23 protein-coding genes are annotated in these 26,538 nt (G+C 58.4%); 21 read left to right on the forward strand and 2 right to left on the reverse strand.

Going from position 1 to position 26,538, the window contains the following annotated elements; translation table 11 throughout:
• Positions 1–2 precede the first annotated feature (2 nt).
• Both ubiG and KVQ74_RS09055 read right to left on the reverse strand, forming a co-directional pair.
• The gene (ubiG, locus tag KVQ74_RS09050) at positions 3–701 is read right to left on the reverse strand and encodes a bifunctional 2-polyprenyl-6-hydroxyphenol methylase/3-demethylubiquinol 3-O-methyltransferase UbiG (RefSeq protein WP_217830730.1); all 699 of its coding nucleotides are present in this window, start codon (positions 699–701) and stop codon (positions 3–5) included.
• A gap of 58 nt (positions 702–759) precedes the next feature.
• Complete coding sequence (locus tag KVQ74_RS09055) at positions 760–2,094, reverse strand: TRZ/ATZ family hydrolase (RefSeq protein WP_217830731.1); 1,335 nt, start codon at positions 2,092–2,094, stop codon at positions 760–762.
• 108 nt (positions 2,095–2,202) lie between these two features.
• Between KVQ74_RS09055 and mtnA the strand changes: the two genes are divergently transcribed.
• The 21 genes from mtnA to KVQ74_RS09160 all read left to right on the forward strand — a co-directional run bounded on the left by mtnA (position 2,203) and on the right by KVQ74_RS09160 (position 26,492).
• Positions 2,203–3,279 carry an S-methyl-5-thioribose-1-phosphate isomerase gene (mtnA, locus tag KVQ74_RS09060; protein WP_217830732.1) on the forward strand — a complete coding sequence of 359 codons (1,077 nt, stop codon included), beginning with the start codon at positions 2,203–2,205 and terminating at the stop codon, positions 3,277–3,279.
• A gap of 413 nt (positions 3,280–3,692) precedes the next feature.
• Complete coding sequence (gene gyrA / locus KVQ74_RS09065) at positions 3,693–6,356, forward strand: DNA gyrase subunit A (RefSeq protein ID WP_217830733.1); 2,664 nt, start codon at positions 3,693–3,695, stop codon at positions 6,354–6,356.
• 64 nt (positions 6,357–6,420) lie between these two features.
• Complete coding sequence (serC, locus tag KVQ74_RS09070) at positions 6,421–7,506, forward strand: 3-phosphoserine/phosphohydroxythreonine transaminase (RefSeq protein WP_217830734.1); 1,086 nt, start codon at positions 6,421–6,423, stop codon at positions 7,504–7,506.
• Positions 7,506–8,600: a prephenate dehydratase gene (gene pheA, locus KVQ74_RS09075; RefSeq protein ID WP_085730518.1), complete on the forward strand. Its 1,095-nt coding sequence runs from the start codon at positions 7,506–7,508 to the stop codon at positions 8,598–8,600. The genes serC and pheA overlap by 1 nt, the downstream gene beginning before the upstream one ends.
• A 13-nt stretch (positions 8,601–8,613) precedes the next feature.
• Complete coding sequence (gene hisC, locus KVQ74_RS09080) at positions 8,614–9,726, forward strand: histidinol-phosphate transaminase (RefSeq protein ID WP_217830735.1); 1,113 nt, start codon at positions 8,614–8,616, stop codon at positions 9,724–9,726.
• Between the two features lie 28 nt (positions 9,727–9,754).
• Positions 9,755–11,962 (forward strand): bifunctional prephenate dehydrogenase/3-phosphoshikimate 1-carboxyvinyltransferase, encoded by a 2,208-nt coding sequence (locus KVQ74_RS09085; RefSeq protein ID WP_264083941.1) that lies wholly within the window; start codon positions 9,755–9,757, stop codon positions 11,960–11,962.
• Complete coding sequence (gene cmk / locus KVQ74_RS09090; protein WP_217830737.1) at positions 11,959–12,648, forward strand: (d)CMP kinase; 690 nt, start codon at positions 11,959–11,961, stop codon at positions 12,646–12,648. Before KVQ74_RS09085 ends, cmk begins: the two co-directional genes overlap by 4 nt.
• A gap of 120 nt (positions 12,649–12,768) precedes the next feature.
• Complete coding sequence (gene rpsA / locus KVQ74_RS09095) at positions 12,769–14,454, forward strand: 30S ribosomal protein S1 (protein ID WP_217830738.1); 1,686 nt, start codon at positions 12,769–12,771, stop codon at positions 14,452–14,454.
• 210 nt (positions 14,455–14,664) lie between these two features.
• The gene (locus KVQ74_RS09100) at positions 14,665–14,943 is read left to right on the forward strand and encodes a hypothetical protein (protein WP_217830739.1); all 279 of its coding nucleotides are present in this window, start codon (positions 14,665–14,667) and stop codon (positions 14,941–14,943) included.
• A gap of 148 nt (positions 14,944–15,091) precedes the next feature.
• On the forward strand, positions 15,092–15,388 hold the full coding sequence (gene ihfB / locus KVQ74_RS09105; RefSeq protein ID WP_003189779.1) for an integration host factor subunit beta: 297 nt from the start codon (positions 15,092–15,094) through the stop codon (positions 15,386–15,388).
• 27 nt (positions 15,389–15,415) lie between these two features.
• Entirely contained in the window at positions 15,416–15,655 is a 240-nt protein-coding gene (locus tag KVQ74_RS09110) for a LapA family protein (RefSeq protein ID WP_217830740.1), read from the forward strand.
• A 224-nt stretch (positions 15,656–15,879) separates the two neighbouring features.
• The gene (gene rfbB / locus KVQ74_RS09115; protein ID WP_217830741.1) at positions 15,880–16,950 is read left to right on the forward strand and encodes a dTDP-glucose 4,6-dehydratase; all 1,071 of its coding nucleotides are present in this window, start codon (positions 15,880–15,882) and stop codon (positions 16,948–16,950) included.
• Between the two features lie 2 nt (positions 16,951–16,952).
• A complete protein-coding gene (gene rfbD, locus KVQ74_RS09120) occupies positions 16,953–17,846 on the forward strand; it encodes a dTDP-4-dehydrorhamnose reductase (RefSeq protein ID WP_217830742.1) in 894 nt (297 codons plus the stop codon).
• Positions 17,843–18,733, forward strand: coding sequence for a glucose-1-phosphate thymidylyltransferase RfbA (gene rfbA, locus KVQ74_RS09125; RefSeq protein WP_217830743.1), 891 nt, complete (start codon positions 17,843–17,845; stop codon positions 18,731–18,733). The genes rfbD and rfbA overlap by 4 nt, the downstream gene beginning before the upstream one ends.
• Positions 18,734–18,782: 49 nt before the next feature.
• Positions 18,783–19,703 carry a glycosyltransferase gene (locus KVQ74_RS09130; RefSeq protein WP_217830744.1) on the forward strand — a complete coding sequence of 307 codons (921 nt, stop codon included), beginning with the start codon at positions 18,783–18,785 and terminating at the stop codon, positions 19,701–19,703.
• 171 nt (positions 19,704–19,874) lie between these two features.
• Positions 19,875–20,864 carry a glycosyltransferase family 2 protein gene (locus KVQ74_RS09135; protein ID WP_217830745.1) on the forward strand — a complete coding sequence of 330 codons (990 nt, stop codon included), beginning with the start codon at positions 19,875–19,877 and terminating at the stop codon, positions 20,862–20,864.
• 53 nt (positions 20,865–20,917) lie between these two features.
• The gene (locus KVQ74_RS09140; RefSeq protein WP_217830746.1) at positions 20,918–21,736 is read left to right on the forward strand and encodes an ABC transporter permease; all 819 of its coding nucleotides are present in this window, start codon (positions 20,918–20,920) and stop codon (positions 21,734–21,736) included.
• Positions 21,726–23,060 carry an ABC transporter ATP-binding protein gene (locus KVQ74_RS09145; protein ID WP_217830747.1) on the forward strand — a complete coding sequence of 445 codons (1,335 nt, stop codon included), beginning with the start codon at positions 21,726–21,728 and terminating at the stop codon, positions 23,058–23,060. Before KVQ74_RS09140 ends, KVQ74_RS09145 begins: the two co-directional genes overlap by 11 nt.
• Positions 23,047–23,649 (forward strand): class I SAM-dependent methyltransferase, encoded by a 603-nt coding sequence (locus KVQ74_RS09150; RefSeq protein WP_217830748.1) that lies wholly within the window; start codon positions 23,047–23,049, stop codon positions 23,647–23,649. Before KVQ74_RS09145 ends, KVQ74_RS09150 begins: the two co-directional genes overlap by 14 nt.
• Positions 23,650–23,665: 16 nt before the next feature.
• On the forward strand, positions 23,666–25,429 hold the full coding sequence (locus tag KVQ74_RS09155; protein ID WP_217830749.1) for a sulfotransferase family protein: 1,764 nt from the start codon (positions 23,666–23,668) through the stop codon (positions 25,427–25,429).
• 1 nt (position 25,430) lies between these two features.
• Positions 25,431–26,492 (forward strand): glycosyltransferase family 2 protein, encoded by a 1,062-nt coding sequence (locus KVQ74_RS09160; protein WP_217830750.1) that lies wholly within the window; start codon positions 25,431–25,433, stop codon positions 26,490–26,492.
• Positions 26,493–26,538 lie beyond the last annotated feature (46 nt).

Raw genomic sequence — 26,538 nt, forward strand, 5'->3', positions numbered from 1 at the left:
GCTTATTCCTCGCGCAGGGTCTGGATCATGTAGTTGACGTCAACGTCCGCCGCCAGCTTGTAGTGCTTGGTCAGCGGGTTGTAGGTCAGACCGATGATGTCCTTGACGGTGAGGCCGGCCATGCGGCTCCAGGCACCCAGTTCGGACGGGCGGATGAATTTCTTGAAGTCGTGGGTGCCGCGCGGCAGCAGCTTCATGATGTATTCGGCGCCGACGATGGCGAACAGGTACGCCTTCGGGTTGCGGTTGATGGTCGAGAAGAACACCTGGCCGCCGGGCTTGACCATGCGGAAACAGGCGCGGATCACCGAAGACGGATCCGGGACGTGCTCGAGCATTTCCAGGCAGGTGACCACGTCGAACTGCTCGGGCATTTCCTCGGCCAGGGCTTCGGCGGTGATCTGCCGATACTCGACGTTGACCCCGGATTCCAGTTGATGCAGTTGCGCGACCGCCAGTGGCGCTTCACCCATGTCGATGCCGGTCACGGTGGCGCCGCGCTGGGCCATGGCTTCGCTGAGGATGCCGCCACCGCAACCGACGTCGAGGACTTTCTTGCCGGCGAGGCCGACGCGCTCGTCGATCCAGTTCACCCGCAGCGGGTTGATGTCGTGCAGCGGTTTGAATTCGCTTTCGCGATCCCACCAGCGATGGGCCAGGGCCTCGAATTTGGCGATTTCGGCGTGGTCGACGTTGCTCATGATCTCTTCCTCTGAATCTTCAAAAAAGGTTGTAGCCGCGGATGATGATCCGCGGTGTTTACGATTCGGTGTGGCCGCTGATGCGCTGGCCCCAGGCCCGGGCGGTGGCGCCCAGTTGTTCTTCGTCCAGGCGGGTCAGGCGCCGGTCGTCGAGCAGTTGTTTGCCGGCGACCCACAGGTGTTTGACGCAATCGCGACCAGTGGCATAAATAAGCTGCGAAACCGGGTCGTAGACCGGCTGCTGTGCCAGGCCCGACAGATCGAAAGCGACGATGTCCGCCGCCTTGCCGATTTCCAGCGAACCGACTTCGGTATCGATGCCCAGTGCCCGCGCGCCGTTGAGCGTCGCCATGCGCAAGGCGCGGTGGGCGTCCAGTGCGGTGGCCGAGCCGGCGACGGCTTTGGCCAGCAACGCAGCGGTACGGGTTTCGCCGAGCAGATCCAGATCGTTGTTGCTCGCCGCGCCATCGGTGCCGACCGCCACATTGACCCCGGCCTGCCACAGGCGCTCGACGGGGCAGAAGCCGCTGGCCAGTTTCAGGTTCGATTCGGGACAGTGGATCACGCTGGTGTTGCTTTCTACCAGCAACGCCAGGTCATCTTCGCTGATCTGAGTCATGTGTACGGCCTGGAAGCGCGGCCCGAGAAGGCCGAGGCGACCGAGGCGGGCCAGCGGTCGTTCGCCGCGCTGCTCGACCGCCTGCTGCACTTCGAACGCGGTTTCATGCACGTGCATGTGGATCGCGGCGTCCAGTTCTTCGGCGATCACCCGGATTTTTTCCAGGTTCTCATCGCCAACGGTGTAGGGTGCATGGGGGCCGAAGGTGATCTTGATCCGGTCGTGATGCTTCAGGTCGCCGAACAGTTCGACGCCCTGACGGATGGCTTCATCGGCGCTGCCGGCTCCAGGGATCGGGAAATCGAGGATCGGAATGGCGATCTGCGCACGGATTCCGCTGTTGTGAACGCGTTCGCTGGCAACCTTCGGGAAGAAATACATGTCAGAGAAACAGGTGATGCCACCTTTTATCTGCTCGGCGATGGCCAGGTCGGTGCCGTCACGCACGAAGGCTTCATCGACCCATTTGGCTTCGGCCGGCCAGATATGGTTTTCCAGCCAGGTCATCAGCGGCAGATCGTCGGCCAGGCCACGGAACAGGGTCATCGCCGCATGGCCGTGAGCGTTGATCAGGCCGGGGGCAAGCAGCACGTCCGGCAGTTCGCGAATTTCGGCGGCGTTGCACTTCAGCGCTTCGCTGCGCGGGCCGATGAATACGATGCGACCGTCGCGGATGCCCAGGCCATGCTCCTTGAGCACCACGCCTGCAGGTTCGACGGGGACCAGCCAGGTCGGCAGCAATAAGAGGTCGAGCGCAATGGCAGGTTTCGGCATCGAGGGTCGGTTCCAGTGCTTTTGTAAAGGATGGCGAAGTATACCCGAGCGTCTTCGCGGGCGGATCGCTATAATCGGCGGCTTTTGTTCATGAGTGCGGGGTGAGGGATGCGCGATCGTCTGTTGGCTGCGGAGAAAGTGAAGGCCATCGATTGGCGCGATGGCGCGCTCTACCTGCTGGATCAGCGTGTTTTGCCGTTCGAGGAAACCTGGATCGCCTACACCAGCGCCGCCGGCGTGGCTGAAGCGATTCGCTCGATGGTGGTGCGCGGTGCGCCGGCCATTGGCATCAGCGCCGCCTATGGCATCGTGCTGGCGGCCCGGACCCGGGTTGCCGAAGGCGGCGACTGGTGTGCCGCGCTGGAAGAGGATTTCGCGCTGCTGGCCGATTCCCGGCCGACGGCGGTCAACCTGTTCTGGGCGCTGGGCCGCATGCATGACCGGCTCGATCGCCTGAAGGACAACGCTGATCCGCTGGAGGCGCTGGAAGCTGAAGCCATCGCCATTCATGAAAGCGACCGTGAAGCCAACCTGACCATGGCGCAACTGGGCGTGGATCTGATCCGCAAGCATCAGGGCAACGCCCAGGCGCTGCTCACCCACTGCAATACCGGCGCCCTGGCCACCGGTGGCTTCGGTACTGCGCTCGGGGTGATTCGCGGCGCGTTCATCGAAGGCATGGTCGAACGGGTCTATGCCGATGAAACCCGTCCATGGCTGCAAGGCTCGCGCCTGACCGCGTGGGAACTGGCGAACGAAGGCATTCCGGTGACCCTGAGCGCCGACTCCGCCGCCGCGCACATCATGAAAACCAAGGGCGTGACCTGGGTGATCGTCGGCGCTGACCGGATCACCGCCAATGGCGACGTGGCGAACAAGATCGGCACCTATCAACTGGCGGTCAACGCCATGCACCACGGCGTACGTTTCATGGTGGTGGCACCGAGTTCGACCATCGACATGAACCTGGCCAGCGGCGATGACATTCCGATCGAGGAGCGTGCCGGCGCGGAGCTGCTGGAAGTCGGCGGCAAGCGGGTCGGGGCGGATGTCGAGGCGTTCAACCCGGTGTTCGACGTGACGCCGGCGGACCTGATCGACGCCATCGTCACCGAAAAAGGCATCGTCGAGCGCCCGGACACCGCGAAAATGGCGCAATTGATGTGCCGCAAGCGTTTGCACTGAAGTCGTTGGTTCTCTTCGCGGGTAAGCCCTGGCTCTCACGGTTTTCTGTCCCGGCACGAAATCTGTGAGGGCGGGTTCGCTCGCGAAAGCGCCGCAAAGTCAATAAACATTCACAAATCAAGCCCGATTTCCGCCTTCGATCCGCCTCTAAGCCCCTCTCGTCCCCGTTAAGCCTGTCATCGGTCAACTAACTATGCTCCATGCGCATCTGGGGGATAGGTGCGTGGCGGCTCTTGTGATAACATCCGGCGTTTTCCGAAGCCGCCCCACGGGGTTGTCTTCACTGCGCAAATCCATGTTCAACTTGTTGATTTGTCGTAAGTCGAAGCACGGCACTCTGTCTGCATCGACGAGCTTCGTCAGTCCCGCATGGACAAGGCGAGGTTTCACCAGAAAAAGGAATCAGGCTTCTCATGGGCGAACTGGCCAAAGAAATCCTCCCGGTCAATATCGAAGACGAGCTGAAACAGTCCTATCTCGACTACGCGATGAGCGTGATCGTCGGCCGTGCACTGCCGGATGCGCGCGATGGCCTCAAGCCTGTGCACCGTCGCGTGCTGTTCGCGATGAGCGAGCTGGGCAACGACTTCAACAAGCCGTACAAGAAATCCGCCCGTGTCGTCGGTGACGTGATCGGTAAGTATCACCCGCACGGTGACACTGCGGTGTACGACACCATCGTCCGCATGGCGCAGCCGTTCTCCCTGCGCTACCTGCTGGTCGACGGTCAGGGCAACTTCGGTTCGGTGGACGGCGACAACGCTGCGGCCATGCGATACACCGAAGTGCGCATGACCAAGCTGGCGCACGAGCTGCTGGCCGACCTGCACAAGGAAACCGTGGACTGGGTGCCGAACTACGACGGCACCGAACTGATCCCGGCGGTCATGCCGACCCGCGTTCCGAACCTGCTGGTCAACGGTTCCAGCGGTATCGCCGTGGGCATGGCGACCAACATTCCGCCGCACAACCTCGGTGAAGTCATCGACGGTTGCCTGGCTCTCATCGACAATCCCGAGCTGACCGTCGATGAGCTGATGCAATACATTCCCGGCCCGGACTTCCCGACCGCCGCGATCATCAACGGTCGTGCCGGCATCATCGAAGCCTACCGCACCGGTCGCGGGCGCATTTACATGCGCGCGCGCTCGATCATCGAAGACATCGACAAGGTCGGTGGCCGTCAGCAGATCGTCGTCACCGAGCTGCCTTACCAGCTGAACAAGGCGCGTCTGATCGAGAAGATCGCCGAGCTGGTCAAAGAGAAGAAGCTCGAAGGCATCACCGAGCTGCGCGACGAGTCCGACAAGGACGGTATGCGCGTCGTGATCGAACTGCGTCGCGGTGAAGTGCCGGAGGTGATCCTCAACAACCTCTACGCCCAGACCCAGTTGCAGAGCGTGTTCGGCATCAACATCGTTGCGCTGATCGACGGCCGTCCACGGATCCTCAACCTCAAGGATCTGCTGGAAGCCTTCGTTCGCCACCGTCGCGAAGTCGTTACCCGCCGTACCGTATTCGAACTGCGCAAGGCCCGCGAGCGTGGTCACATCCTTGAAGGCCAGGCCGTCGCCCTGTCGAACATCGACCCGGTGATCGCCCTGATCAAGGCCTCGCCGACCCCGTCGGAAGCTAAAGAGGCGCTGGTCAGCACGCCTTGGGAATCCAGCGCGGTGATGACCATGGTCGAGCGCGCCGGTGCCGATTCGTGCCGTCCGGAAAATCTCGATCCGCAATACGGTCTGCGCGACGGCAAGTACTTCCTGTCGCCGGAACAGGCGCAAGCCATCCTGGAACTGCGCCTGCACCGCCTGACCGGTCTGGAGCACGAGAAGCTGCTGGCCGAGTACCAGGAGATCCTCAACCAGATCGGCGAGCTGATCCGCATCCTCAATAGCGCCGTGCGCCTGATGGAAGTGATCCGCGAAGAACTGGAAGTGATCCGCGCCGAATACGGCGATGTGCGCCGCACCGAGATCCTCGATGCGCGCCTCGACCTGACCCTGGGTGACATGATCCCGGAAGAAGAGCGCGTCGTGACCATTTCCCACGGCGGTTATGCCAAGACCCAGCCGCTGGCGGCGTACCAGGCCCAGCGTCGTGGCGGTAAAGGCAAATCGGCTACCGGCGTCAAGGATGAGGACTACATCGCTCACCTGCTGGTCGCCAACAGCCACACCACGCTGCTGCTGTTCTCCAGCAAGGGCAAGGTGTACTGGCTCAAGACCTACGAGATCCCGGAAGCCTCCCGCGCCGCCCGTGGTCGTCCGCTGGTCAACCTGCTGCCGCTGGATGATGGCGAGTACATCACCACCATGCTGCCGGTCGAGGAATACACCGAAGGTCACTACATCTTCATGGCGACCGCCAACGGCACCGTGAAGAAAACCCCGCTGGAATCCTTCAGCCGTCAGCGCAGCGTCGGTCTGATCGCGCTGGAACTGGACGAAGGCGACGTGCTGATCTCCGCCGCCATCACCGATGGCGAGCGTGAAGTGATGCTGTTCTCCGACGGCGGCAAGGTCACTCGCTTCAAGGAATCCGACGTTCGCGCCATGGGTCGTACCGCTCGCGGTGTGCGCGGCATGCGTCTGCCGGAAGGCCAGAAGCTGATTTCCATGCTGATTCCGGAAGAAGGCAGCCAGATCCTCACCGCTTCCGAGCGCGGCTACGGCAAGCGCACCGCGATCACCGAGTTCCCTGAGTACAAGCGTGGCGGCCAGGGCGTTATCGCCATGGTCAGCAACGAGCGTAACGGCCGTCTGGTCGGCGCGGTCCAGGTGCTCGATGGCGAGGAAATCATGCTGATTTCCGACCAGGGCACACTGGTGCGTACCCGTGTCGACGAAGTGTCGAGCCTGGGTCGTAACACTCAGGGCGTGACCCTGATCAAACTGGCCAAGGATGAAACCCTGGTCGGCCTGGAGCGGGTTCAGGAGCCGTCGGAAGTCGAGGGTGAAGAGTTTGAAGGTGAAGAAGGCGTCGAGCTGGAAGATGGCGTGATCGGCGCCGAACCGGACGATGCGGTCGACAACCTGCAGGCGGACGCCGCAGACGAAGAAGAGTCGCAAGACTAACCAAATCGTAGCAGGGCAGAGTGTTTGCTCTGTCCGCTACCGTGATTGCATAGCGAGAGTGGATGTGAGCAAACGAGCCTATAACTTCTGCGCAGGTCCCGCTGCGCTGCCTGAAGCTGTCCTGTTGCGTGCCCAGTCCGAGATGCTCGACTGGCACGGCAAGGGTCTGTCGGTCATGGAAATGAGCCATCGCAGCGATGACTACGTGGCCATTGCCGAGAAGGCCGAGCAAGACCTGCGCGACCTGCTGTCCATCCCCTCCAATTACAAAGTGCTGTTCCTGCAGGGCGGCGCGAGCCAACAGTTCGCCGAGATTCCGCTGAACCTGCTGCCCGAGAACGGCACTGCCGACTATGTCGAAACCGGCATCTGGTCGAAGAAAGCCATCGAGGAAGCGCGTCGCTTCGGCAATGTCAACGTTGCCGCCAGCGCCAAGCCTTATGACTACCTGGCCATCCCTGGCCAGAACGAGTGGAAGCTGACTCCGGGTGCGGCCTATCTGCACTATGCGTCCAACGAGACCATCGGCGGCCTGCAGTTCGACTGGGTACCCGAAGCCGGTGACGTTCCACTGGTGGTCGACATGTCCTCCGATATCCTCTCGCGTCCGATCGATGTGTCGCAGTACGGCCTGATCTACGCCGGCGCGCAGAAGAACATCGGTCCGAGCGGTCTGGTCGTGGTGATCGTCCGTGAAGACCTGCTGGGCCGCGCCCGCAGTTCCTGCCCGACCATGCTCGACTACAAGGTTTCGGCCGATAACGGCTCGATGTACAACACCCCGGCCACCTATTCCTGGTATCTCTCGGGTCTGGTCTTCGAGTGGCTGAAGGAGCAGGGTGGTGTCGCCGCGATGGAGCAGCGCAACAAGGCGAAGAAAGATCGCCTGTACGGCTTCATCGACAACAGCGACTTCTATACCAACCCGATCAACATCAACGCGCGCTCGTGGATGAACGTGCCGTTCCGCCTGGCTGACGAGCGTCTGGACAAGGCGTTCCTGGCCGGCGCCGACGCCCGTGGGCTGCTCAACCTCAAGGGTCATCGTTCGGTCGGCGGCATGCGTGCCTCGATCTACAACGCCTTGGGTCTGGACGCCGTCGAAGCGCTGGTCGGCTACATGGCTGAATTCGAGAAGGAGCATTCCTGATGTCCGAGCAGGAGCTCAAGGCGCTGCGCGTTCGTATCGACAGCCTGGATGAGAAGATCCTCCAGCTGATCAGCGATCGCGCTCGCTGCGCCGAAGAGGTTGCACGGGTCAAGATGGCCAGTCTGGCCGAAGGCGAGCAGCCGGTGTTCTATCGTCCCGAGCGCGAGGCGCAGGTCCTCAAGCGTGTGATGGAGCGCAACAAGGGGCCGCTGGGCAACGAAGAAATGGCGCGCTTGTTCCGCGAAATCATGTCTTCGTGCCTGGCCCTCGAGAACCCGCTGAAGGTGGCCTACCTCGGTCCGGAAGGCACCTTCACTCAAGCGGCGGCCATGAAACACTTCGGCCACGCCGTGATCAGCAAGCCGATGGCGGCCATTGACGAAGTGTTCCGCGAAGTGGCGGCCGGTGCGGTGAATTTTGGCGTGGTGCCGGTGGAGAACTCCACCGAAGGCGCGGTCAACCACACCCTCGACAGCTTCCTCGAGCACGACATGGTGATCTGCGGCGAAGTCGAGCTGCGCATTCACCATCACTTGCTGGTGGGCGAAAACACCAAGACCGACAGCATCAGCCGTATCTACTCCCACGCCCAGTCGCTGGCCCAGTGCCGCAAGTGGTTGGATGCCCATTACCCGAATGTCGAGCGCGTGGCGGTGTCGAGCAACGCCGAGGCAGCCAAGCGGGTCAAGGGTGAGTGGAACTCGGCGGCGATTGCCGGCGACATGGCGGCCGGGCTGTATGGTCTGACCCGTCTGGCCGAGAAAATCGAGGATCGTCCGGACAACTCCACGCGCTTCCTGATGATCGGTAACCAGGAAGTGCCGCCGACCGGCGACGACAAGACATCGATCATCGTGTCCATGAGCAACAAGCCCGGCGCGCTCCACGAGCTGCTGGTGCCGTTCCATGACAACGGGATCGACCTGACCCGGATCGAAACCCGTCCGTCGCGCAGCGGCAAATGGACCTACGTGTTCTTCATCGACTTCGTCGGCCACCACCGTGATCCGTTGATCAAGGGTGTGCTGGAAAAGATCAGTCAGGAAGCGGTAGCACTCAAAGTGCTGGGTTCCTACCCGAAAGCAGTTCTCTAAGGGGCGGTAGCAAATGAGTGGCAATTTCCTCGCGCTGGCACAGCCGGGCGTGCAACAACTTTCGCCGTACGTTCCGGGCAAGCCTGTGGATGAGCTGGCGCGCGAGCTGGATCTGGATCCGGCGAGCATCGTCAAACTGGCGAGCAACGAAAACCCGCTGGGCGCCAGCCCGAAAGCACTGGCGGCGATCCGCGAAGAGCTCGCCGAGCTGACCCGTTATCCCGACGGTAACGGCTTTGCGCTGAAGTCTCTGCTGGCCGAGCAGTGCCGTGTCGAACTGAACCAGGTCACCCTGGGCAATGGTTCCAACGACATTCTCGAACTGGTGGCGCGTGCGTATCTGGCCCCGGGCCTGAACGCCGTGTTCAGTGAGCACGCGTTTGCCGTTTACCCGATTGCCACGCAGGCGGTCGGCGCCCAGGCCAAGGTCGTTCCGGCCAAGGATTGGGGGCATGACCTGCCTGCGATGCTCGCGGCCATCGACGCCAACACCCGCGTGGTGTTCATCGCCAACCCGAACAACCCGACCGGCACCTGGTTCGGCGCCGAAGCGCTGGACGAGTTCCTGCAAGACGTGCCGGAACATGTGCTGGTGGTGCTGGACGAGGCCTACATCGAGTACGCCGAGGGCAGCGACCTGCCCGATGGCCTGGATTTTCTCGCCGCGTATCCAAACCTGCTGGTTTCGCGCACGTTCTCCAAGGCTTATGGTCTGGCGGCGTTGCGTGTCGGTTACGGTTTGTCCACGGCGGTCGTCGCAGATGTCCTGAACCGTGTTCGCCAGCCGTTCAACGTCAACAGCCTGGCGTTGGCCGCGGCGTGCGCGGCGCTGAAGGATGACGAATATCTGGCGCAAAGCCGTCAGCTCAACGAGTCCGGCATGCAGCAACTGGAAGCGGGTTTCCGTGAGTTGGGGCTGAGCTGGATTCCATCCAAAGGCAACTTCATCTGCGTCGATCTCGGCCAGGTGGCGGCGCCGGTGTTCCAGGGCTTGCTGCGCGAAGGCGTGATCGTGCGTCCGGTGGCCAACTACGGCATGCCTAACCATCTGCGGGTGACCATCGGTCTGCCGGCGGAAAACAGCCGCTTCCTCGAAGCGCTGCGCAAGGTTCTGGCTCGTGGGTGATGTCACTGCGCTGCAATCTGCTGCACCTATGATCGGGCGCCTGGTGGTGGTCGGTCTGGGATTGATCGGTGGTTCGTTTGCCAAAGGCATGCGTGAAAGCGGCCTGTGCCGTGAAGTGATCGGGGTCGATCTCGATCCGCAATCACGCAGGCTGGCGGTCGAGTTGGGCGTCGTGGATCGTTGCGAGGATGACCTCGTGGCGGCTTGTCAGGGCGCGGATGTGATTCAGCTGGCGGTGCCGATCCTGGCCATGGAAAAAGTGCTGGCCCGTCTGGCCGGCATGGATCTGGGGCAGGCGATCCTGACGGATGTCGGCAGCGCCAAGGGCAACGTGGTGCGTGCGGCGACCGAGGCGTTCGGCGGCGTGCCGGCGCGTTTCGTGCCGGGCCATCCGATTGCCGGTTCCGAGCAGAGCGGGGTCGAGGCTTCGAACGCCGAGCTGTTCCGTCGCCACAAGGTCATCCTCACGCCGCTGGAGCAGACCGACCCGGCTGCCCTGACGGTGGTCGATCGCCTGTGGCGTGAATTGGGCGCCGATGTCGAACATATGCAAGTCGAGCGTCACGACGAAGTGTTGGCAGCGACCAGTCATCTGCCGCACCTGCTGGCCTTCGGCCTGGTCGATTCGTTGGCCAAGCGCAATGAAAACCTGGAGATCTTCCGTTACGCTGCGGGCGGTTTCCGCGATTTCACAAGAATCGCCGGAAGCGACCCGGTGATGTGGCACGACATTTTTCTCGCCAATCGCGAGGCTGTCCTGCGCACACTCGATACATTTCGCAGCGACCTCGACGCCTTGCGCGACGCGGTCGATGCAGGGGATGGGCACCAATTGTTGGGCGTTTTCACGCGCGCCCGGGTTGCCCGCGAGCATTTCAGTAAAATCCTGGCCCGCAGGGCCTATGTGGACGCTATGAATTCCAACGATCTGATCTTCCTGGCTCAACCTGGTGGCCGCCTGTCCGGTCGGATTCGCGTACCGGGTGACAAATCGATTTCCCACCGTTCGATCATGCTCGGTTCCCTGGCTGAAGGCGTGACCGAAGTCGAAGGCTTCCTCGAGGGCGAAGACGCCCTGGCGACCTTGCAGGCATTTCGCGACATGGGCGTGGTCATCGAAGGTCCGCACCACGGTCGCGTGACCATTCACGGTGTCGGCCTGCATGGCCTGAAACCGGCTCCGGGCCCGATCTATCTGGGCAACTCCGGTACGTCGATGCGCCTGTTGTCCGGCCTGCTGGCCGCGCAGGATTTCGACAGCACCCTGACCGGCGACGCCTCGCTGTCCAAGCGCCCGATGAACCGTGTGGCCAACCCGCTGCGGGAAATGGGCGCCGTGATCGAGACTGCTGCCGAAGGCCGTCCGCCGATGACCATTCGTGGCGGGCACAAGCTCAAGGGCTTGACCTACACCATGCCGATGGCCAGTGCCCAGGTGAAATCGTGCCTGCTGCTGGCCGGTCTGTACGCCGAAGGCAAGACCACCGTCACCGAGCCTGCACCGACCCGTGACCACACCGAGCGCATGCTGCGTGGTTTCGGTTACCCGGTGAGCGTCGATGGCGCCACGGCCTCGGTCGAGTCCGGCAACAAGTTGACTGCGACCCACATCGAAGTGCCGGGCGACATCTCGTCGTCGGCGTTCTTCCTGGTGGCGGCTTCGATTGCCGAAGGTTCGGAGCTGGTGCTGGAGCACGTCGGCATCAACCCGACCCGTACCGGCGTGATCGACATTCTGCGTCTGATGGGTGCCGACATCACGCTGGAAAACCAGCGTGAAGTGGGTGGCGAACCTGTGGCTGACCTGCGCGTGCGGGCAGCTAAACTCAAGGGTATCGAGATTCCGGAAGCGCTGGTTCCGCTGGCGATCGACGAATTCCCGGTGCTGTTCGTCGCGGCAGCCTGTGCCGAAGGGCGCACCGTGCTGACCGGCGCCGAAGAGCTGCGGGTCAAAGAGTCGGACCGGATCCAGGTCATGGCGGACGGTTTGCTGGCGCTGGGCGTCAAATGCGAGCCGACCCCGGACGGCATCATCATCGACGGCGGCCAGATCGGCGGCGGCGAAGTGCATGGTCACGGCGATCACCGGATTGCCATGGCTTTCAGCGTGGCCTCGTTGCGCGCTACGGCACCGATCCGCATCCATGATTGCGCCAACGTCGCGACGTCGTTCCCGAATTTCCTGGCGCTGTGCGCCCAGGTCGGCATTCGTGTAGCGCAAGAGGCTCAGTCGTGAACATCATTGCACCGGTTATCACCATCGATGGGCCAAGCGGTTCGGGCAAGGGCACGGTAGCCGGGATTCTGGCCGAGCGTCTGGGCTGGAAACTGCTGGACTCCGGCGCGCTGTATCGCCTGCTGGCGTTCGCCGCGCACAATCATGGTGTCGACCTTACCAATGAAGAACTGCTGAAGAAACTCGCTGCTCATCTGGATGTGCAATTCATTCCGGCGACGAACGGTCAGTTGCAGCGGATCATCCTGGAAGGTGATGAAGTCAGCGATGTCATCCGTACTGAAAGCGTCGGCTCCGGCGCTTCCCAGGTGGCTGCGTTGCCAGCGGTGCGCGAGGCGCTGCTGCAGCGCCAGCGTGATTTTCTGGAAATGCCGGGGCTGGTGGCGGATGGTCGCGACATGGGCACGGTGGTTTTTCCAAACGCACCATTGAAGATTTTCCTCACGGCCAGCGCCGAGGAGCGGGCACGCCGTCGATATTTGCAGTTGAAGGGCAAAGTCGAGGGTGTTAGTCTGTCGAGTCTGCTAGATGAGATCCGTGCGCGCGACGAGCGTGACACCCAGCGAACCGTAGCCCCGCTCAAACCGGCGGCTGACGCCATTCAGCTGGATTCCACGGAGTTGTCCATCGATCAGGTGTTGCAACGCATCATGAGCGAGATCGCCATTCGCGATATCGCCGGATGATCAGGAAGGCCGCAGGGGACCAGTCATAGTCCTGCGGTGGCTTCCTTTAATTGAAACTGACCCGCATCGTCTGGGATGTGGAGACGGGCGTATTCTTCGCCCTAATCAACAGGAATTAAAATGAGCGAAAGCTTTGCGGAACTCTTTGAAGAAAGCCTAAAGACCCTGAATCTTCAGGCAGGCTCCATCATCACCGGTGTTATCGTTGATATCGATTACCAGGCTCGCTGGGTAACCGTTCACGCTGGTCTGAAGTCTGAAGCACTCATCCCGCTTGAGCAGTTCTACAACGACGCTGGCGATCTGACTATCAACGTCGGTGACGAAGTTCACGTTGCTCTGGACTCGGTTGAAGACGGTTTCGGTGAAACCAAGCTGTCCCGTGAAAAAGCCAAGCGCGCTGAATGCTGGATCGTTCTGGAAGCAGCCTTCGCAGCTGAGGAAGTGGTCAAGGGCGTTATCAACGGTAAGGTTAAAGGCGGCTTCACTGTCGACGTTAACGGCATCCGTGCGTTCCTGCCAGGTTCCCTGGTTGACGTCCGTCCAGTGCGCGACACCACGCACCTGGAAGGCAAAGAGCTGGAATTCAAGGTCATCAAGCTGGACCAGAAGCGCAACAACGTTGTCGTTTCCCGTCGCAGCGTCCTGGAAGCCGAGAACTCCGCCGAGCGTGAAGCTCTGCTGGAATCCCTGCAGGAAGGCCAGCAAGTCAAAGGTATCGTCAAAAACCTCACCGATTACGGCGCATTCGTCGATCTGGGTGGCGTGGACGGCCTGCTGCACATCACCGACATGGCCTGGAAGCGCATCAAGCATCCTTCCGAGATCGTCAATGTTGGCGACGAGATCGACGTCAAGGTTCTGAAGTACGATCGCGAGCGCAATCGTGTTTCCCTGGGCCTGAAGCAACTGGGCGAAGATCCATGGGTTGCTATCAAAGCCCGTTACCCAGAAAGCACTCGCGTTACCGCTCGTGTAACCAACCTGACCGACTACGGCTGCTTCGCTGAGCTGGAAGAAGGCGTTGAAGGTCTGGTGCACGTTTCGGAAATGGACTGGACCAACAAGAACATCCACCCTTCGAAAGTCGTACAAGTCGGCGACGAAGTGGAAGTCATGGTTCTGGACATCGACGAAGAGCGTCGTCGCATCTCCCTGGGCATCAAGCAGTGCAAGTCGAACCCATGGGAAGACTTCTCTGGCCAGTTCAACAAGGGCGACAAGATCTCCGGCACCATCAAGTCGATCACCGATTTCGGTATCTTCATTGGTCTGGACGGCGGCATCGACGGTCTGGTTCACCTGTCCGACATCTCCTGGAACGAAACCGGCGAAGAAGCCGTGCGTCGTTACAAGAAGGGCGACGATCTGGACACCGTTATCCTGTCGGTTGACCCGGAGCGCGAGCGCATCTCTCTGGGCATCAAGCAACTGGAAAGCGATCCGTTCTCCGAGTACGTCTCGGTTAACGACAAGGGCGCAATCGTTACTGGCACCGTGAAAGAAGTTGACGCCAAAGGCGCCATCATCGTTCTGGCTGACGATATCGAAGCAACCCTGAAAGCCTCCGAAATCAGCCGTGACCGCGTTGAAGACGCGCGCAACGTTCTGAAAGAAGGTCAGGAAGTTGAAGCCAAAATCATCAGCGTTGATCGCAAGAGCCGCGTAATCCAGCTCTCGATCAAGTCGAAAGACGAAGCTGACGAGAAAGACGCCATCCAGAGCCTGAAAGCAGCTCCGGAAGGCGAAGCAGCTGACACCACTATGGCGGCACTGCTGCGTCAAGCAATGGCCAAACAGAACTGAGTTCTGTCTGATCATGAAAAAGGGCGACTTCGGTCGCCCTTTTTTGTGCCTGCGATTTGGTGGTTGCGCTCATTTGCTGCGCAGAATTCCCGTGAAACCAAATACCTGGCGCGGTTGTCTGTTTCTTTGAGCGGATCAATGGTCTATTTGCGACTAGGCTTAGTCTGAAGATCGCAGTGGTCGGGCTGCTTGCCTGGCATAAGGAATTGAATGAACAAGCTCATTGTCTTGATGGCTGTGCTGATATTGGCGGGCTGTACCACAAGCGCCAGAACGCATGCGGTGCGCGGGGTCAGTGGTATTGAGATCGATTGCTCGGGTTTGGGTTCGGGGTGGGACAGGTGCCAAAAGCGCGCGGCGAAGGAGTGTAAGGGGGCAGGCTACAAGGTGATTACTCGATCCGATGATGCCAAGGAGGAGGATGAGTTTCCGTTCGGCTTCAATCCTGCAGGCTTCGTGACTCGTACCATGCTGGTGATGTGTCGTTGAGCGTGATCAGGCTTGGCGATTAACTGTCCTGAAAATGGGTGTTTCGATGCGGCGAAAGATATGTCAACCCCTGGGCTGTTCAAAATCCTCCGGGCATGCTAAAACCTTTCAAGCGCTGATCTAGCTGCTTGAAAAAGAAGGGAAAAATATGACGAAGTCGGAGTTGATCGAACGAATTGTCACCCATCAAGGGCTACTCTCATCCAAGGATGTGGAGTTGGCCATCAAGACCATGCTTGAGCAAATGTCCCAATGTCTGGCTACTGGAGATCGCATCGAGATCCGTGGTTTTGGCAGCTTCTCCCTGCACTATCGTGCACCGCGCGTAGGGCGCAATCCAAAGACCGGTCAGTCTGTAAGCCTTGATGGCAAGTTCGTTCCGCACTTCAAGCCGGGTAAGGAGTTGCGAGATCGGGTGAACGAGGAAGAGGAGGAGGGGGTTTGACAGTCGTGATCCTTCAAGGAGTTACTCATGCGTAACTTCAGGCGCATACTTCTTGGTGTTTTCATTCTTTTGCTGGTGTTGGTGGTCCTGGCATTTGTTCTTGAAAACCAGCAATCAATTTCGTTGATGTTTCTTGGCTGGACGGGTCCGCAACTTCCAGTCTCGTTGGTCATGGTGTTGGCGTTGCTTGTAGGGATGTTGCTCGGTCCGATTCTGGGGTGGTTTCTTGGACGCTTGTCCAAAACTGCTCGCAAGCGCCTTGTCTGAAAGCGACAGGCGCGGGATATCTGTCGAATTGCGTCGCTACCCGTCTATATCCATTAGTAAAACGTTCATTAAGCTGTAAAATGCATCCCTTGTTCGATAGTGGCGTAATCCCACGTCGATGCAGTCTGACTTTGACAGAAGCCTCGTGTCCGATGGCTTTTGCATTCATGGATTAGATAGCGCTCGTTGGGGGCGCTGTCCGCAGCTCAAGGGTATGGTTTCGCGTGAAAATTCTAGTTACCGGCGGCGCCGGGTTTATCGGCTCGGCAGTCATCCGTCATATCATCTCCAACACTTCCGACTCTGTCGTTAACGTCGATAAGCTGACTTACGCCGGTAACCTGGAGTCGTTGGCGGAAGTCAGTCAGAACTCCCGTTATTCGTTTGAGCGCGTGGATATTTGTGATCGTGACCAGATTGATCGCGTTCTGCGTGAACATCAGCCTGATGCGATCATGCACCTGGCTGCCGAATCCCATGTTGACCGCTCGATTTCCGGCCCGTCCGAGTTCATCCAGACCAACATCATCGGCACCTACACTTTGCTGGAAGCTGCGCGTCAATATTGGGTTGCGCTGGATGACACGCGCAAAGCCAACTTCCGCTTCCACCACATTTCGACCGATGAAGTGTATGGCGATCTTGAAGGTCCTGAAGATCTCTTCACTGAAACCACGCCGTATCAGCCGAGCTCCCCGTACTCTGCCAGCAAGGCAAGTTCCGACCACCTGGTTCGTGCGTGGGCGCGTACTTATGGCCTGCCGACTCTGGTCACCAACTGCTCCAACAACTATGGCCCATGCCACTTCCCCGAGAAGTTGATCCCGCTGATCATTCTCAACGCGCTGGAAGGCAAGCCGCTGCCGGTTTATGGCAAAGGCAATCAGGTCCGTGACTGGCTGTATGTCGAAGATCACGCTCGTGCGTTGTACAAAGTCGTTACCGAGGGTGTAATCGGTGAGACTTACAACATCGGCGGCCACAACGAAAAACAAAACATCGAAGTCGTAAACACCCTGTGTGCGCTGCTTGATGAATTGCGTCCGGACTCCGCTCATCGCCCGCACGCCAGTCTGATCACTTATGTGCAGGACCGTCCGGGCCACGACCAGCGTTATGCGATCGATGCAAGCAAGATCCAGCGCGAGCTGGGCTGGACGCCGGAAGAGACTTTCGAAACCGGTATCCGCAAAACTGTCGAGTGGTATCTGAACAATACCGAATGGGTCGCTCACGTGAAGAGCGGTGCCTATCAGCAGTGGATCGATCAGAACTATGCGGATCGCTCGAACTGAGCATGAAGATCCTCCTTCTGGGAAAAAGCGGCCAGGTAGGCTGGGAGCTGCAACGCTCCCTCGGACCGCTTGGTGAATTGATCGCACTGGATCGTCATGGCGCTGATGGGTTGTCCGGTGATTTGACCGATCTTGCGGCCTTGCGCGATACGATCCGCAAGGTCAGGCCGGACGTGATCGTCAATGCGGCAGCCTACAACGCGGTCGACAAGGCGGAGTCTGAGGGGGAATTGGCTCACTTGGTCAATGCCGGGGCAGTCCAGTTGATGGCCGAGCAGGCTAATGAGCTGGGAGCCTGGCTGGTTCACTACTCGACCGATTATGTCTTCGACGGTCAGGGGCAGGCTCCATGGCTGGAAGGTGATGCGACGCGACCGTTGAATCGCTATGGCGAAAGCAAACTGGCGGGCGAGCAGGCTGTGCAAGCCGCCGGCTGCAAGTATCTGCTCTTTCGCACCAGTTGGGTCTATGGCGCGCGCGGCAGTAACTTCGCCAAGACCATGCTGCGCCTGGCAAAAGAGCGACAGACGCTCAGCGTCATCGACGATCAGATCGGGGCCCCGACTGGCGCGGATCTGATTGCGGATGTCACCGCATTGGCATTGCAACAGGCGTTGCGTGAACCACAGCTATCGGGCGTCTACCATCTGGCTGCTGGCGGTGAGGTGTCATGGTACGGCTATGCTTGCCATGTGCTGGATTTTGCCAGGGCCAATGGGGAGTCGCTTGTTGTCGATTCCGTTGAGCCGATCAAGGCGACGGCATACCCGACTCCGGCGCGCCGCCCGTTGAATTCACGACTGAATACGCAGAAGTTGCGTGACAATTTTTCTCTGCACTTGCCGGATTGGCGAAGTGGTGTAACTCGAATGCTTAGGGAAGTTCTGAACAAATGACCACGACAAATCGTAAAGGCATCATCCTCGCAGGTGGCTCGGGCACCCGTTTGCATCCGCTGACACTCGGTGTATCCAAGCAGATGCTGCCGATTTACGACAAGCCGATGATCTTTTATCCGCTGTCGGTACTTATGCTTGCAGGCATGCGCGAAATCCTGATCATCTCCACGCCGGAAGATCTTCCGTGCTTTCGCAAGTTGCTCGGTGACGGCAGTGTCTATGGCATCAAGCTCACCTATGCCGAACAACCTAGCCCTGACGGCCTGGCCCAAGCGTTCATCATCGGCGAAGAGTTCATCGGAAAGGATCCTTGCTGTCTGATCCTGGGTGACAACATTTTCTACGGTCAGCATTTCTCGGACAACTTGCGCTCCGCCAGTTCGCAGCAGCAGGGCGCGACTGTGTTCGGCTACCACGTTTCCGATCCGGAGCGCTTCGGTGTTGTCGAGTTCGACGCCACTGGCCGTGCCCTGAGCATCGAAGAGAAGCCAGTGAAGCCGAAATCCAACTACGCCGTGACAGGCTTGTACTTCTATGACAATCAGGTTGTCGAGATCGCCAAGAACATCAAGCCTTCCGAGCGTGGTGAGCTGGAAATCACTGACGTGAACAGCGCCTACCTCAAGCAGAAGTCGCTGAGCGTCGAGATGCTTGGTCGTGGTTTCGCCTGGCTGGATACCGGTACTCATGATTCTCTACTGGAAGCTAGCCACTTCGTGCACACGATTGAGCAGCGTCAGGGTCTGAAAGTGGCCTGCCTGGAAGAAATTGCCTATAACAACGGCTGGATCACGGCCGAGCAACTCGCCGCTCAGGCACAGGCCCTGAAGAAAACTGGTTACGGCCAGTATCTGCAGAAGTTGCTGGACTCGACTTCTCGCTGATTCGAAAGCTTCGAATCGGTCGCGTTCATCCGCTGCTAGCAGGAATGGCATGCCAGTAAAACGTCCCAAGATTGCGGTTTTGCTGGCTGCCTATAATGGTATGCAGTGGATCGAGGAGCAGGTGGCCTCGATCCTTGGCCAGTTGTCAGTCGACGTCACTATCCATATCAGCATTGATCCGTCCAGCGACGGTACCGAAGCGTGGTGCGAGGCGCTCGTTGCCGTCAATGACCGTGTGCGTCTGTTGCCGCCGGCTGGTCGTTTCGGTGGGGCGGCGCGCAACTTTTTCCGTTTGATTCGTGATGTTGACCTGCGGGGTTACGATGCGGTGGCCTTCGCTGATCAAGATGACATCTGGAATCCTGACAAGCTGTTGCGCGCCACTCAAACGATTGCTTTGAAGGGTGTTGACGCCTATTCGAGCAATGTCACGGCATTTTGGCCGGATGGAAAAGCCATCCTGTTGGACAAGAGCCAGCCACAGGTCGATTGGGACTTTTTGTTCGAGGCGGCGGGTCCCGGTTGTACGTATGTGCTGAGCAGCGCGCTTGCCCAGGCGATGCGTCACGAGGTTATCCATGATTGGGAGCGGCTGCAGGATGTCAGTCTGCATGACTGGTATTGCTACGCGTTTGCCCGCAGCCATGGTTTCGACTGGTTCATCGATTCGTATTCCAGCATGCTTTATCGGCAGCACGAAAGTAATCAGGTGGGGGCCAATACCGGGCTTTCGTCGCTGTTTCAGCGCTATGTCACCATTCACGAGGGGTGGTGGTTCAGGCAGGTTCAGACGATCGCACTGCTTGTTGGGGTGGGTGATGCGCCATTTGTCAGGCGTTGGTTGAAGCTGCGACGGCGTGATCTGTTGCGGCTTTCGATCCGGGGCGGACAGTGTCGTCGTCGGCCACGAGACAAGTTCCTGTTCTTTTTTGTTTGCTGTGTAACCGCCGTTGTTGGAAGAAAGCCCTGAGCGACTGGTGGGCAGGCATTGTGAGTTTGAGGGGGCTGTCGATGCCTAACAACCTGCGATAAAAGTTCTTTATAATCACCGGCTTCGTGAGGGATCGAATGGAGCAGGTACGGCTGAAGCGCTGGATTCTTCAAGCTTCCCGGCCGTCGTTTAATTGCAGTGGAGCATAAAGTGTCAAGCCCCTTACCAGCGGATTCCGCGCACTCCAATCTGGACCCTGACCCTGCTGAAAGGCCGGAAACGGGGGAGTCCGTTGCGATACTGATGTGCTCTTACAACGGGGAGCGATTCCTTTCCGAGCAGTTGGCGTCCATTGAGCAGCAAAATCATACGCAGTGGCGCCTGTTCGTTTCCGATGACGGGTCGACCGACTCGACACTGAGTATTCTCAGAACCTTTCAGACGCGTCTGGGAGACAGGAAAGTAACGCTTGTTTCCGGTCCCCAAGCGGGTTTCGCCAGTAATTTCATGTCAGTGACCTGCCTGGAAAGTATAGACGCAGATTTTTATGCCTGGTCAGATCAGGATGATGTCTGGTCTGCCGACAAACTCAGTGCTGCATTGGCCTGGCTGCGTCAGATTCCCAAAGATGTCCCGGCTTTGTACGCGTCACGTACCACTCTGGTCGACGAAGCGGGAGTGACAGTGGGGCTTACACCTCGCTTCTGCCGTTCTTTCAGCTTTTGCAATGCGTTGGTTCAGAACGTCGCGGCTGGGAACACGATGGTCTTTAACCGTGCGGCGCGTGAACTGTTGAGGGCGAATCCGCGTCTGAGCATCGTTGCCCATGACTGGTGGGCTTATTTGCTGGTAACAGGAGCGGGTGGTGCGTTCTTTTTCGATGAGACGCCGCATCTCTTCTATCGCCAACATGAAGCCAATTCGATTGGTGCCAATACCGGACTCAAGTCGGCCTTGATAAGAATTCGAAAGCTTTTTCAAGGTCGCCTGAGTCGCTGGATCGATCAGAACGTCAGCAATCTGGACTCCGTGGATTATCTTCTGGCCGAGCCAAGTCTTGAGGTACTGCGACGGTTCAAGGCGGCCCGCAACCGAAGTCTGCCGGGGCGATTGCTCGGTATGTGGCGCGCCGGTGTCTACCGGCAGACGCTTATGGGCAATCTGGGATTGGTTGTTGCTGTGATTTTCAAAGGGGTTTGAACAAGCATGTATCAAGGGAGTTTATTTATGAAATTTTTCGAGGTCGCTGGCTGATGCAGAAATTCTCAGCTTCGCCTGTCGTCATGTTTACCAGTGTCGTGCGCAATCGTGCGCTGATCGCGGCGTTGATCAAACGCGAGGTCATTGGCCGTTATCGGGGCTCTTTCATGGGCATCCTGTGGTCGTTCTTCAACCCGATCGTGATGCTTTCGATTTATACGTTTGTCTTCGGTCTCATTTTCAATTCGCGCTGGGCAGGTGCGGGTGATTCCAAGCCGGAGTTCGCCTTGATCCTGTTTGCAGGATTGATCGTGTTCAACCTGTTTTCCGAGTGCGTCACTCGCGCACCGAACCTGATTATCTCGAATGCCAATTACGTCAAGAAGGTGGTGTTTCCGTTGGAAATACTGCCGTGCGTGGTTGCGGGCGCTTCGCTGTTTCATGCCCTGATCAGCCTGATCGTCTGGGTAGCCGCTTACCTCATCGTATTTGGTGTACCGCCGGTGACAGCACTTTACCTGCCACTGGTCGTTGCGCCGCTGGTGTTGATCATTCTCGGTCTTTCCTGGGCATTGGCTTCGCTCGGTGTCTATATGCGGGACGTCGCACATTTCATTGGTCTTGCGACCAGCGGACTGATGTTTCTTGCGCCTATTTTCTATCCCGCCACAGCCGTGCCCGAAGAGTATCGGGGGCTGCTGCAATTGAACCCGTTGACGGTTGCCGTCGAGAACGTCAGAAGCGTTCTGTTTTTCGGGCAACAACCGGATTGGCAGGTGCTGGGGATCTATTCCTGCATCGGTGTATTGGTAGCTTATCTGGGCTTTGCCTGGTTCCAGAAGACTAGAAAGGGGTTCGCCGATGTCCTCTGAAATCGCGATCAAGCTGCAGGATGTCAGCAAGTGTTATCACATCTATGACAAACCTCGTGACCGCCTTGCGCAAATGTTTGCCGGTCAGCGCAAGCAGTACTACCACGAATTCTGGGCGCTGAAGAATGTCTCTTTCGACATCAAGCGCGGCGAGACTGTTGGTATTGTCGGGCGTAACGGGAGCGGCAAGTCGACCCTGCTTCAGGTCATTTGCGGTACGTTGAACCAGAGTGCCGGCGAGGTTCAGACGAAGGGCCGCATTGGTGCTCTGCTTGAGTTGGGATCCGGATTCAATCCGGAGTTCACCGGGCATGAAAACGTCTACATGAACGCCGCGATCCTGGGGCTGAGCCGGGCCGAAGTCGATGAGCGTTACGACGACATCGCGGCTTTCGCCGACATTGGCGAATTCATTCATCAGCCGGTGAAGACCTACTCCAGCGGCATGATCGTGCGTTTGGCGTTTGCCGTTCAGGCCATGGTGGATCCCGATATCCTGATCGTCGATGAAGCGCTGGCGGTGGGTGACGAGCGTTTTCAGCGCAAGTGCTTCGCTCGTCTCGACGAGTTGAAGGCAAAAGGTACTTCCATCCTCTTCGTCTCACACTCCGGCCCTCAGGTCGTGGAACTCTGCGACCGGGCGATTCTGATGGAGCGCGGCGAGCGTATCTGCACCGGGTCTCCAATGGACGTGGTGCGAGCCTATCAAAAACTGATCTACGCACCTGCCGATGAGCAGCCGCGCCTGATCGAAGAGTTTCGACAAATCGGCAACGGGACGCCCGCTCTTGAAGCCAGGACGGCTGCGGTGGTCGAGGATGCTGAGGATGCAGCACCGGAAGACCAGTATTTCGATGCTGGCATGGTGCCAGAATCGACGACCGTCTATCCGGAGCAAGGCGCACGTATCGACGCTTTCGAGATCTTCGACAAGCAAGGGCGGCGCTGCAACGTACTCAAGGCCGGCGGCGATTACGACATTGTCATGACAGGGGAGCTGAAGGAGTCTGTCTCACGGGTTTTCTTCGCAACTCACATGCGGACGGTGTCGGGTGTCGTGATTACGGGTCAGCGCTTTCCGGAAGAGGGGAAGTACTTTGAGTGTGATGGCCCGGACCGCTCATTCAAAGTGACCTTCGGTTTCAAGATGGTCATGCTGCCGGGCGTATACTTTGTCGGCGGCGGTGTGTGGTCGGAAAGCGAACCCACCCTGTGCCACAGAATTCTGGATGCAGTCATGTTCCGGCTGGTGTCGGATCGTGGTGCAACATCTTTCGGTTATATGGACGCCTCTAATAATGAGCCAGCACTTGAACTACTCTGAAACCATTCCTTCGGATCAACTCAGGGAGATTCACACCTTCCATAAACTCACCGACGGCATGATCAGCCTGGAGGAGGGGTTGGTTCTCTACACCTTGGCCGGTCAGGTGACGTCCGGTTGTATTGTGGAAGTGGGCTCCTATCGTGGGCGTTCCACGGTTTTCCTGGGACGTGGCTCGTTGGCGGGGCATGCTGCTCCGGTGTATGCGGTCGACCCACACAAGCCTTTCATCGGCGTACTCGGTGGCGTCTTCGGGCCCAAGGATCGCACTGAGTTTTACAAGACCATGCTGATCACCGAATGTAGCGAAATCGTCTCGTTGATCAACATGAGCAGCGAAATGATCGTTCCGAAATGGAATGAGCCGGTCGGTTTCCTGTGGATCGATGGCGATCACAGTTATGAGGGTGTGAAGCGCGATTTCGAATGCTGGTTGCCGCACGTTGCAGACGGTGCATTCATTGCTTTTGACGATGCCACTGACCCGGTTCTGGGGCCTCGTATTCTGATCAATGAGTTGCTCGCGACGCAGGCGTACGAAGAGTGCATCAGTGTTGGCAAGGTTGCCGTTCTTAAGAAAAAACAATAAGCCTGAGAGGACGGTAATGACGAGCAGTGACGACCAGCGTTTGCTAGATTTTTTTACGTGGAATAGCTGTGTTTCGCAAGAGCGGAAATTGTTCTATGTAGCGACGCCCAAGGTGGCTTGTACATCGCTGAAATGGTGGTTCGCGGAACTTGAAGGGGTCGCCGAGGCCATTCGGCAACTGAAAACCAGTTCCGAGACCGATCCTGAGCTCGTGATCCACGACTCTTTGCACGCGGCGGCACCGCAGCTGTGCATGCGTTCTCCGGAGCAATTGCAGCAGATCAGGGATGACGGGTACTTCAGCTTCGCTCTGGTCAGAAATCCTTACAAGCGGCTTTTCTCTGCCTGGCAGTCCAAGATTATGCTGCGCGAGCCGTTTCAGATTGAGCCTTATCGCGGCCAGGCTTTTGTAGAGTGCCCGGTTGAAACGATGCTTGATGTGGCCACGGCATTCGAGAGCTTTCTGGAATACTTGAATACCTACGAGGCCAACGATTTCAAGGATTGGCACTGGGCGCCGCAATACGATCTGCTCAAGCCTGAACTGTTTCCTTACAGCGCTGTGTCGAAGATTGAAGATACCTCGGCGCTGAATGAAGCGCTGCGCGCTCATCTTGGTGATGCGTACGTCAATCCGTTCACGACTTCACGAGCGAACGAGAGTCTGATTCCGTATCTGCCGGAGTTCATCAGCCCTAGATCCAAGGAGTTGATTGATCGGCTGTATGCCAAGGATTTCGAGGTCTATGGCTACGCGACCGAATTGCCGCCAGCCAAAGAGACGTTTTCGCAAGAGCATCTGACTCTGGCATTGAAGGGCATCGAGCTTTTACGTGGCCGGCATTTGCGGATTGCCGAAATGCGTAAGCATTTCGGCGACCAGATTTCGCAGTTGGTCGTGGACAAGCAGTGGTTGGCCGAGCAACGTGAAAACTGGATGGATGTCTGCAAGGAGAAAGAGTCCGAGCTGGTAGCACTCCAGGCGTTTTGTGCTGGCGAAGTACAGAAGCTACAAGATGTGCATGCCGAACTGGAACGCGTGAAAGCCGGGCTGGCCGAGTCCAATGCGGCACTTGCGCAGTCGAACGCCGAGTTGGCGCAGTCGAATGCGCAATTGGCGAAATCGAATTCCGAACGGTTGCAGGTGGCCTCTGACCTGGCCGTGGCCGAGTCGAATCTTGCTCGCTTCAGGTCCGAATTGGTACAGGCTGACTCCGAGCGGTTGAGGCTGCAGGCTGATTTGGGAGCCATGGAGTCGGAGCGTGATCAACTGAAGTCCGAGCTGGAGCAGGCCAATTCCGAGCGGACTCAGTTGCGCTCCGATTTGTCCAGTAAAGAGGCCGCGCTCGAGCAGCTTCAGGCTGAGTTGGTGCAGACAAACATCGAAAAGACCCAGGTACGGTCTGATCTGGCTCAGTCAAATTCTGATTTGGCTCAGTCAAACTCCGAACTGGCGCGTTTGAAAGCGGAGTTGGCTCATTCAAGTACCGAGTTGGCGCAGTCCAGCAACGAGTTGGCGCTGTCGAATTCTGAGCTGGCACTTTCCAACTCCGAGCTTGCACGATCAAATACGGATCTGTTGCAGTCGAATGCTCAGTTGGAGCAGTCGAGATTCGAGCTCGAAAACATAAAGATCAAAGTTGTGTCATTGATTTCCGAGCAAGAGGCTTTTGCCCTTAAGCACAGGCGTTACCTCGCGGTGTATCGCTTTGTAGAAGCCGGAGTCGTAAACCGAATGCGCAAAGTCGGGCACGTCATGAAAGGGCGCAAAGGAGAGTAACGTGGCAAAGGTTTCGGTTGTACTGACTTCTTATAATCATGAGAAATACATCGGGCAGGCGATCGATTCTGTTCTCAATCAGACATTTACCGATTGGGAACTGATCATCGTTGATGACGTGTCGCCGGATGGTTCATGGGCGGTCATCGAGAGCTACAACGATCCACGAATCATAAAGATTCAAAATGACCGCACCCGTCGGTATATCTACAACATCAACCGGGCTATCGAGTCACAAAGTACGGGTGAGTACATTGCCATCCACCACTCGGATGATGCCTGGGAGCTCGACAAGCTGGAAAAACAGGTCGCTGTGCTGGAGGCCAATCCGGGCGTAGGCGCGGTGTTTTCGCATGTGCAGTGCATCGACGAGAATAATCGCCCACTGGTGGTGGAGTGGTTCAATCAGCCGAACAAGCCCAGGACTGCATGGTTGCGTTCGCTGTTCTTCAACGAGAACCAGCTGTGCCACCCAAGTGCGCTGATTCGACGTAGCGCTTTTGACCAAGCCGGCCTGTACCGAGCCGCACACGCGCAAACCGATGACGCTGAAATGTGGACCCGTCTGCTCAAGATCGCCGATATCCACGTCGTTCAGGAGCGGTTGACCCTGCACCGGATTTTTTCTGACCAATCCAATGAAAGCGGTGATCGCCCGGACAGAAGGGCGCGCATGTGGCTGGAGTGGTACTTGCAGAAGCAGCACTATGTCGGCATGCCTTTGGCAGATGTTCTTGAGGCATTTCCGGAGTGCGAGCGATGGGTCACTCCTCAGGGCGCCAATAGCGGTTATCTGTTAGCGATGTTCGCCATCCAGATTGGCGGCTGTCCGGGCACCCGACTGTTTGGCGTCGAGTTGCTTTATCAGCTGATGAACAACGCCGAGGAGAAGGGGCAAATCGAAGCGATTCATGGGTTCAACTATCTCGATTTCATTCGACTCACCGGGCAGGAAGACTTCTTCAACCCGGCAGCCGTGACGCCGGTGCCTCCAGCACCGATCGTCAGCAGCCCGCTGCGCCGCTTTGCCGGTAAGGTAGCGCGCAAGCTCGGGGTTCTATAGTCAACTGATGTGCCTGAACAGCCGGTGAGCACTGACAGCTTCGCCG

This window comes from Pseudomonas botevensis (assembly GCF_019145475.1).
GTDB classification, from domain to species: domain Bacteria; phylum Pseudomonadota; class Gammaproteobacteria; order Pseudomonadales; family Pseudomonadaceae; genus Aquipseudomonas; species Aquipseudomonas botevensis.

Coding starts and splice junctions, on each gene's coding strand:
- ubiG (WP_217830730.1), bottom strand. CDS start 701: ATGAGCAACGTCGACCACGCCGAAATCGCCAAATTCGAGGCCCTGGCC.
- KVQ74_RS09055 (WP_217830731.1), bottom strand. CDS start 2,094: ATGCCGAAACCTGCCATTGCGCTCGACCTCTTATTGCTGCCGACCTGG.
- mtnA (WP_217830732.1), top strand. CDS start 2,203: ATGCGCGATCGTCTGTTGGCTGCGGAGAAAGTGAAGGCCATCGATTGG.
- gyrA (WP_217830733.1), top strand. CDS start 3,693: ATGGGCGAACTGGCCAAAGAAATCCTCCCGGTCAATATCGAAGACGAG.
- pheA (WP_085730518.1), top strand. CDS start 7,506: ATGTCCGAGCAGGAGCTCAAGGCGCTGCGCGTTCGTATCGACAGCCTG.
- hisC (WP_217830735.1), top strand. CDS start 8,614: ATGAGTGGCAATTTCCTCGCGCTGGCACAGCCGGGCGTGCAACAACTT.
- KVQ74_RS09085 (WP_264083941.1), top strand. CDS start 9,755: ATGATCGGGCGCCTGGTGGTGGTCGGTCTGGGATTGATCGGTGGTTCG.
- rpsA (WP_217830738.1), top strand. CDS start 12,769: ATGAGCGAAAGCTTTGCGGAACTCTTTGAAGAAAGCCTAAAGACCCTG.
- KVQ74_RS09100 (WP_217830739.1), top strand. CDS start 14,665: ATGAACAAGCTCATTGTCTTGATGGCTGTGCTGATATTGGCGGGCTGT.
- ihfB (WP_003189779.1), top strand. CDS start 15,092: ATGACGAAGTCGGAGTTGATCGAACGAATTGTCACCCATCAAGGGCTA.
- KVQ74_RS09110 (WP_217830740.1), top strand. CDS start 15,416: ATGCGTAACTTCAGGCGCATACTTCTTGGTGTTTTCATTCTTTTGCTG.
- rfbD (WP_217830742.1), top strand. CDS start 16,953: ATGAAGATCCTCCTTCTGGGAAAAAGCGGCCAGGTAGGCTGGGAGCTG.
- rfbA (WP_217830743.1), top strand. CDS start 17,843: ATGACCACGACAAATCGTAAAGGCATCATCCTCGCAGGTGGCTCGGGC.
- KVQ74_RS09130 (WP_217830744.1), top strand. CDS start 18,783: ATGCCAGTAAAACGTCCCAAGATTGCGGTTTTGCTGGCTGCCTATAAT.
- KVQ74_RS09140 (WP_217830746.1), top strand. CDS start 20,918: ATGCAGAAATTCTCAGCTTCGCCTGTCGTCATGTTTACCAGTGTCGTG.
- KVQ74_RS09145 (WP_217830747.1), top strand. CDS start 21,726: ATGTCCTCTGAAATCGCGATCAAGCTGCAGGATGTCAGCAAGTGTTAT.
- KVQ74_RS09155 (WP_217830749.1), top strand. CDS start 23,666: ATGACGAGCAGTGACGACCAGCGTTTGCTAGATTTTTTTACGTGGAAT.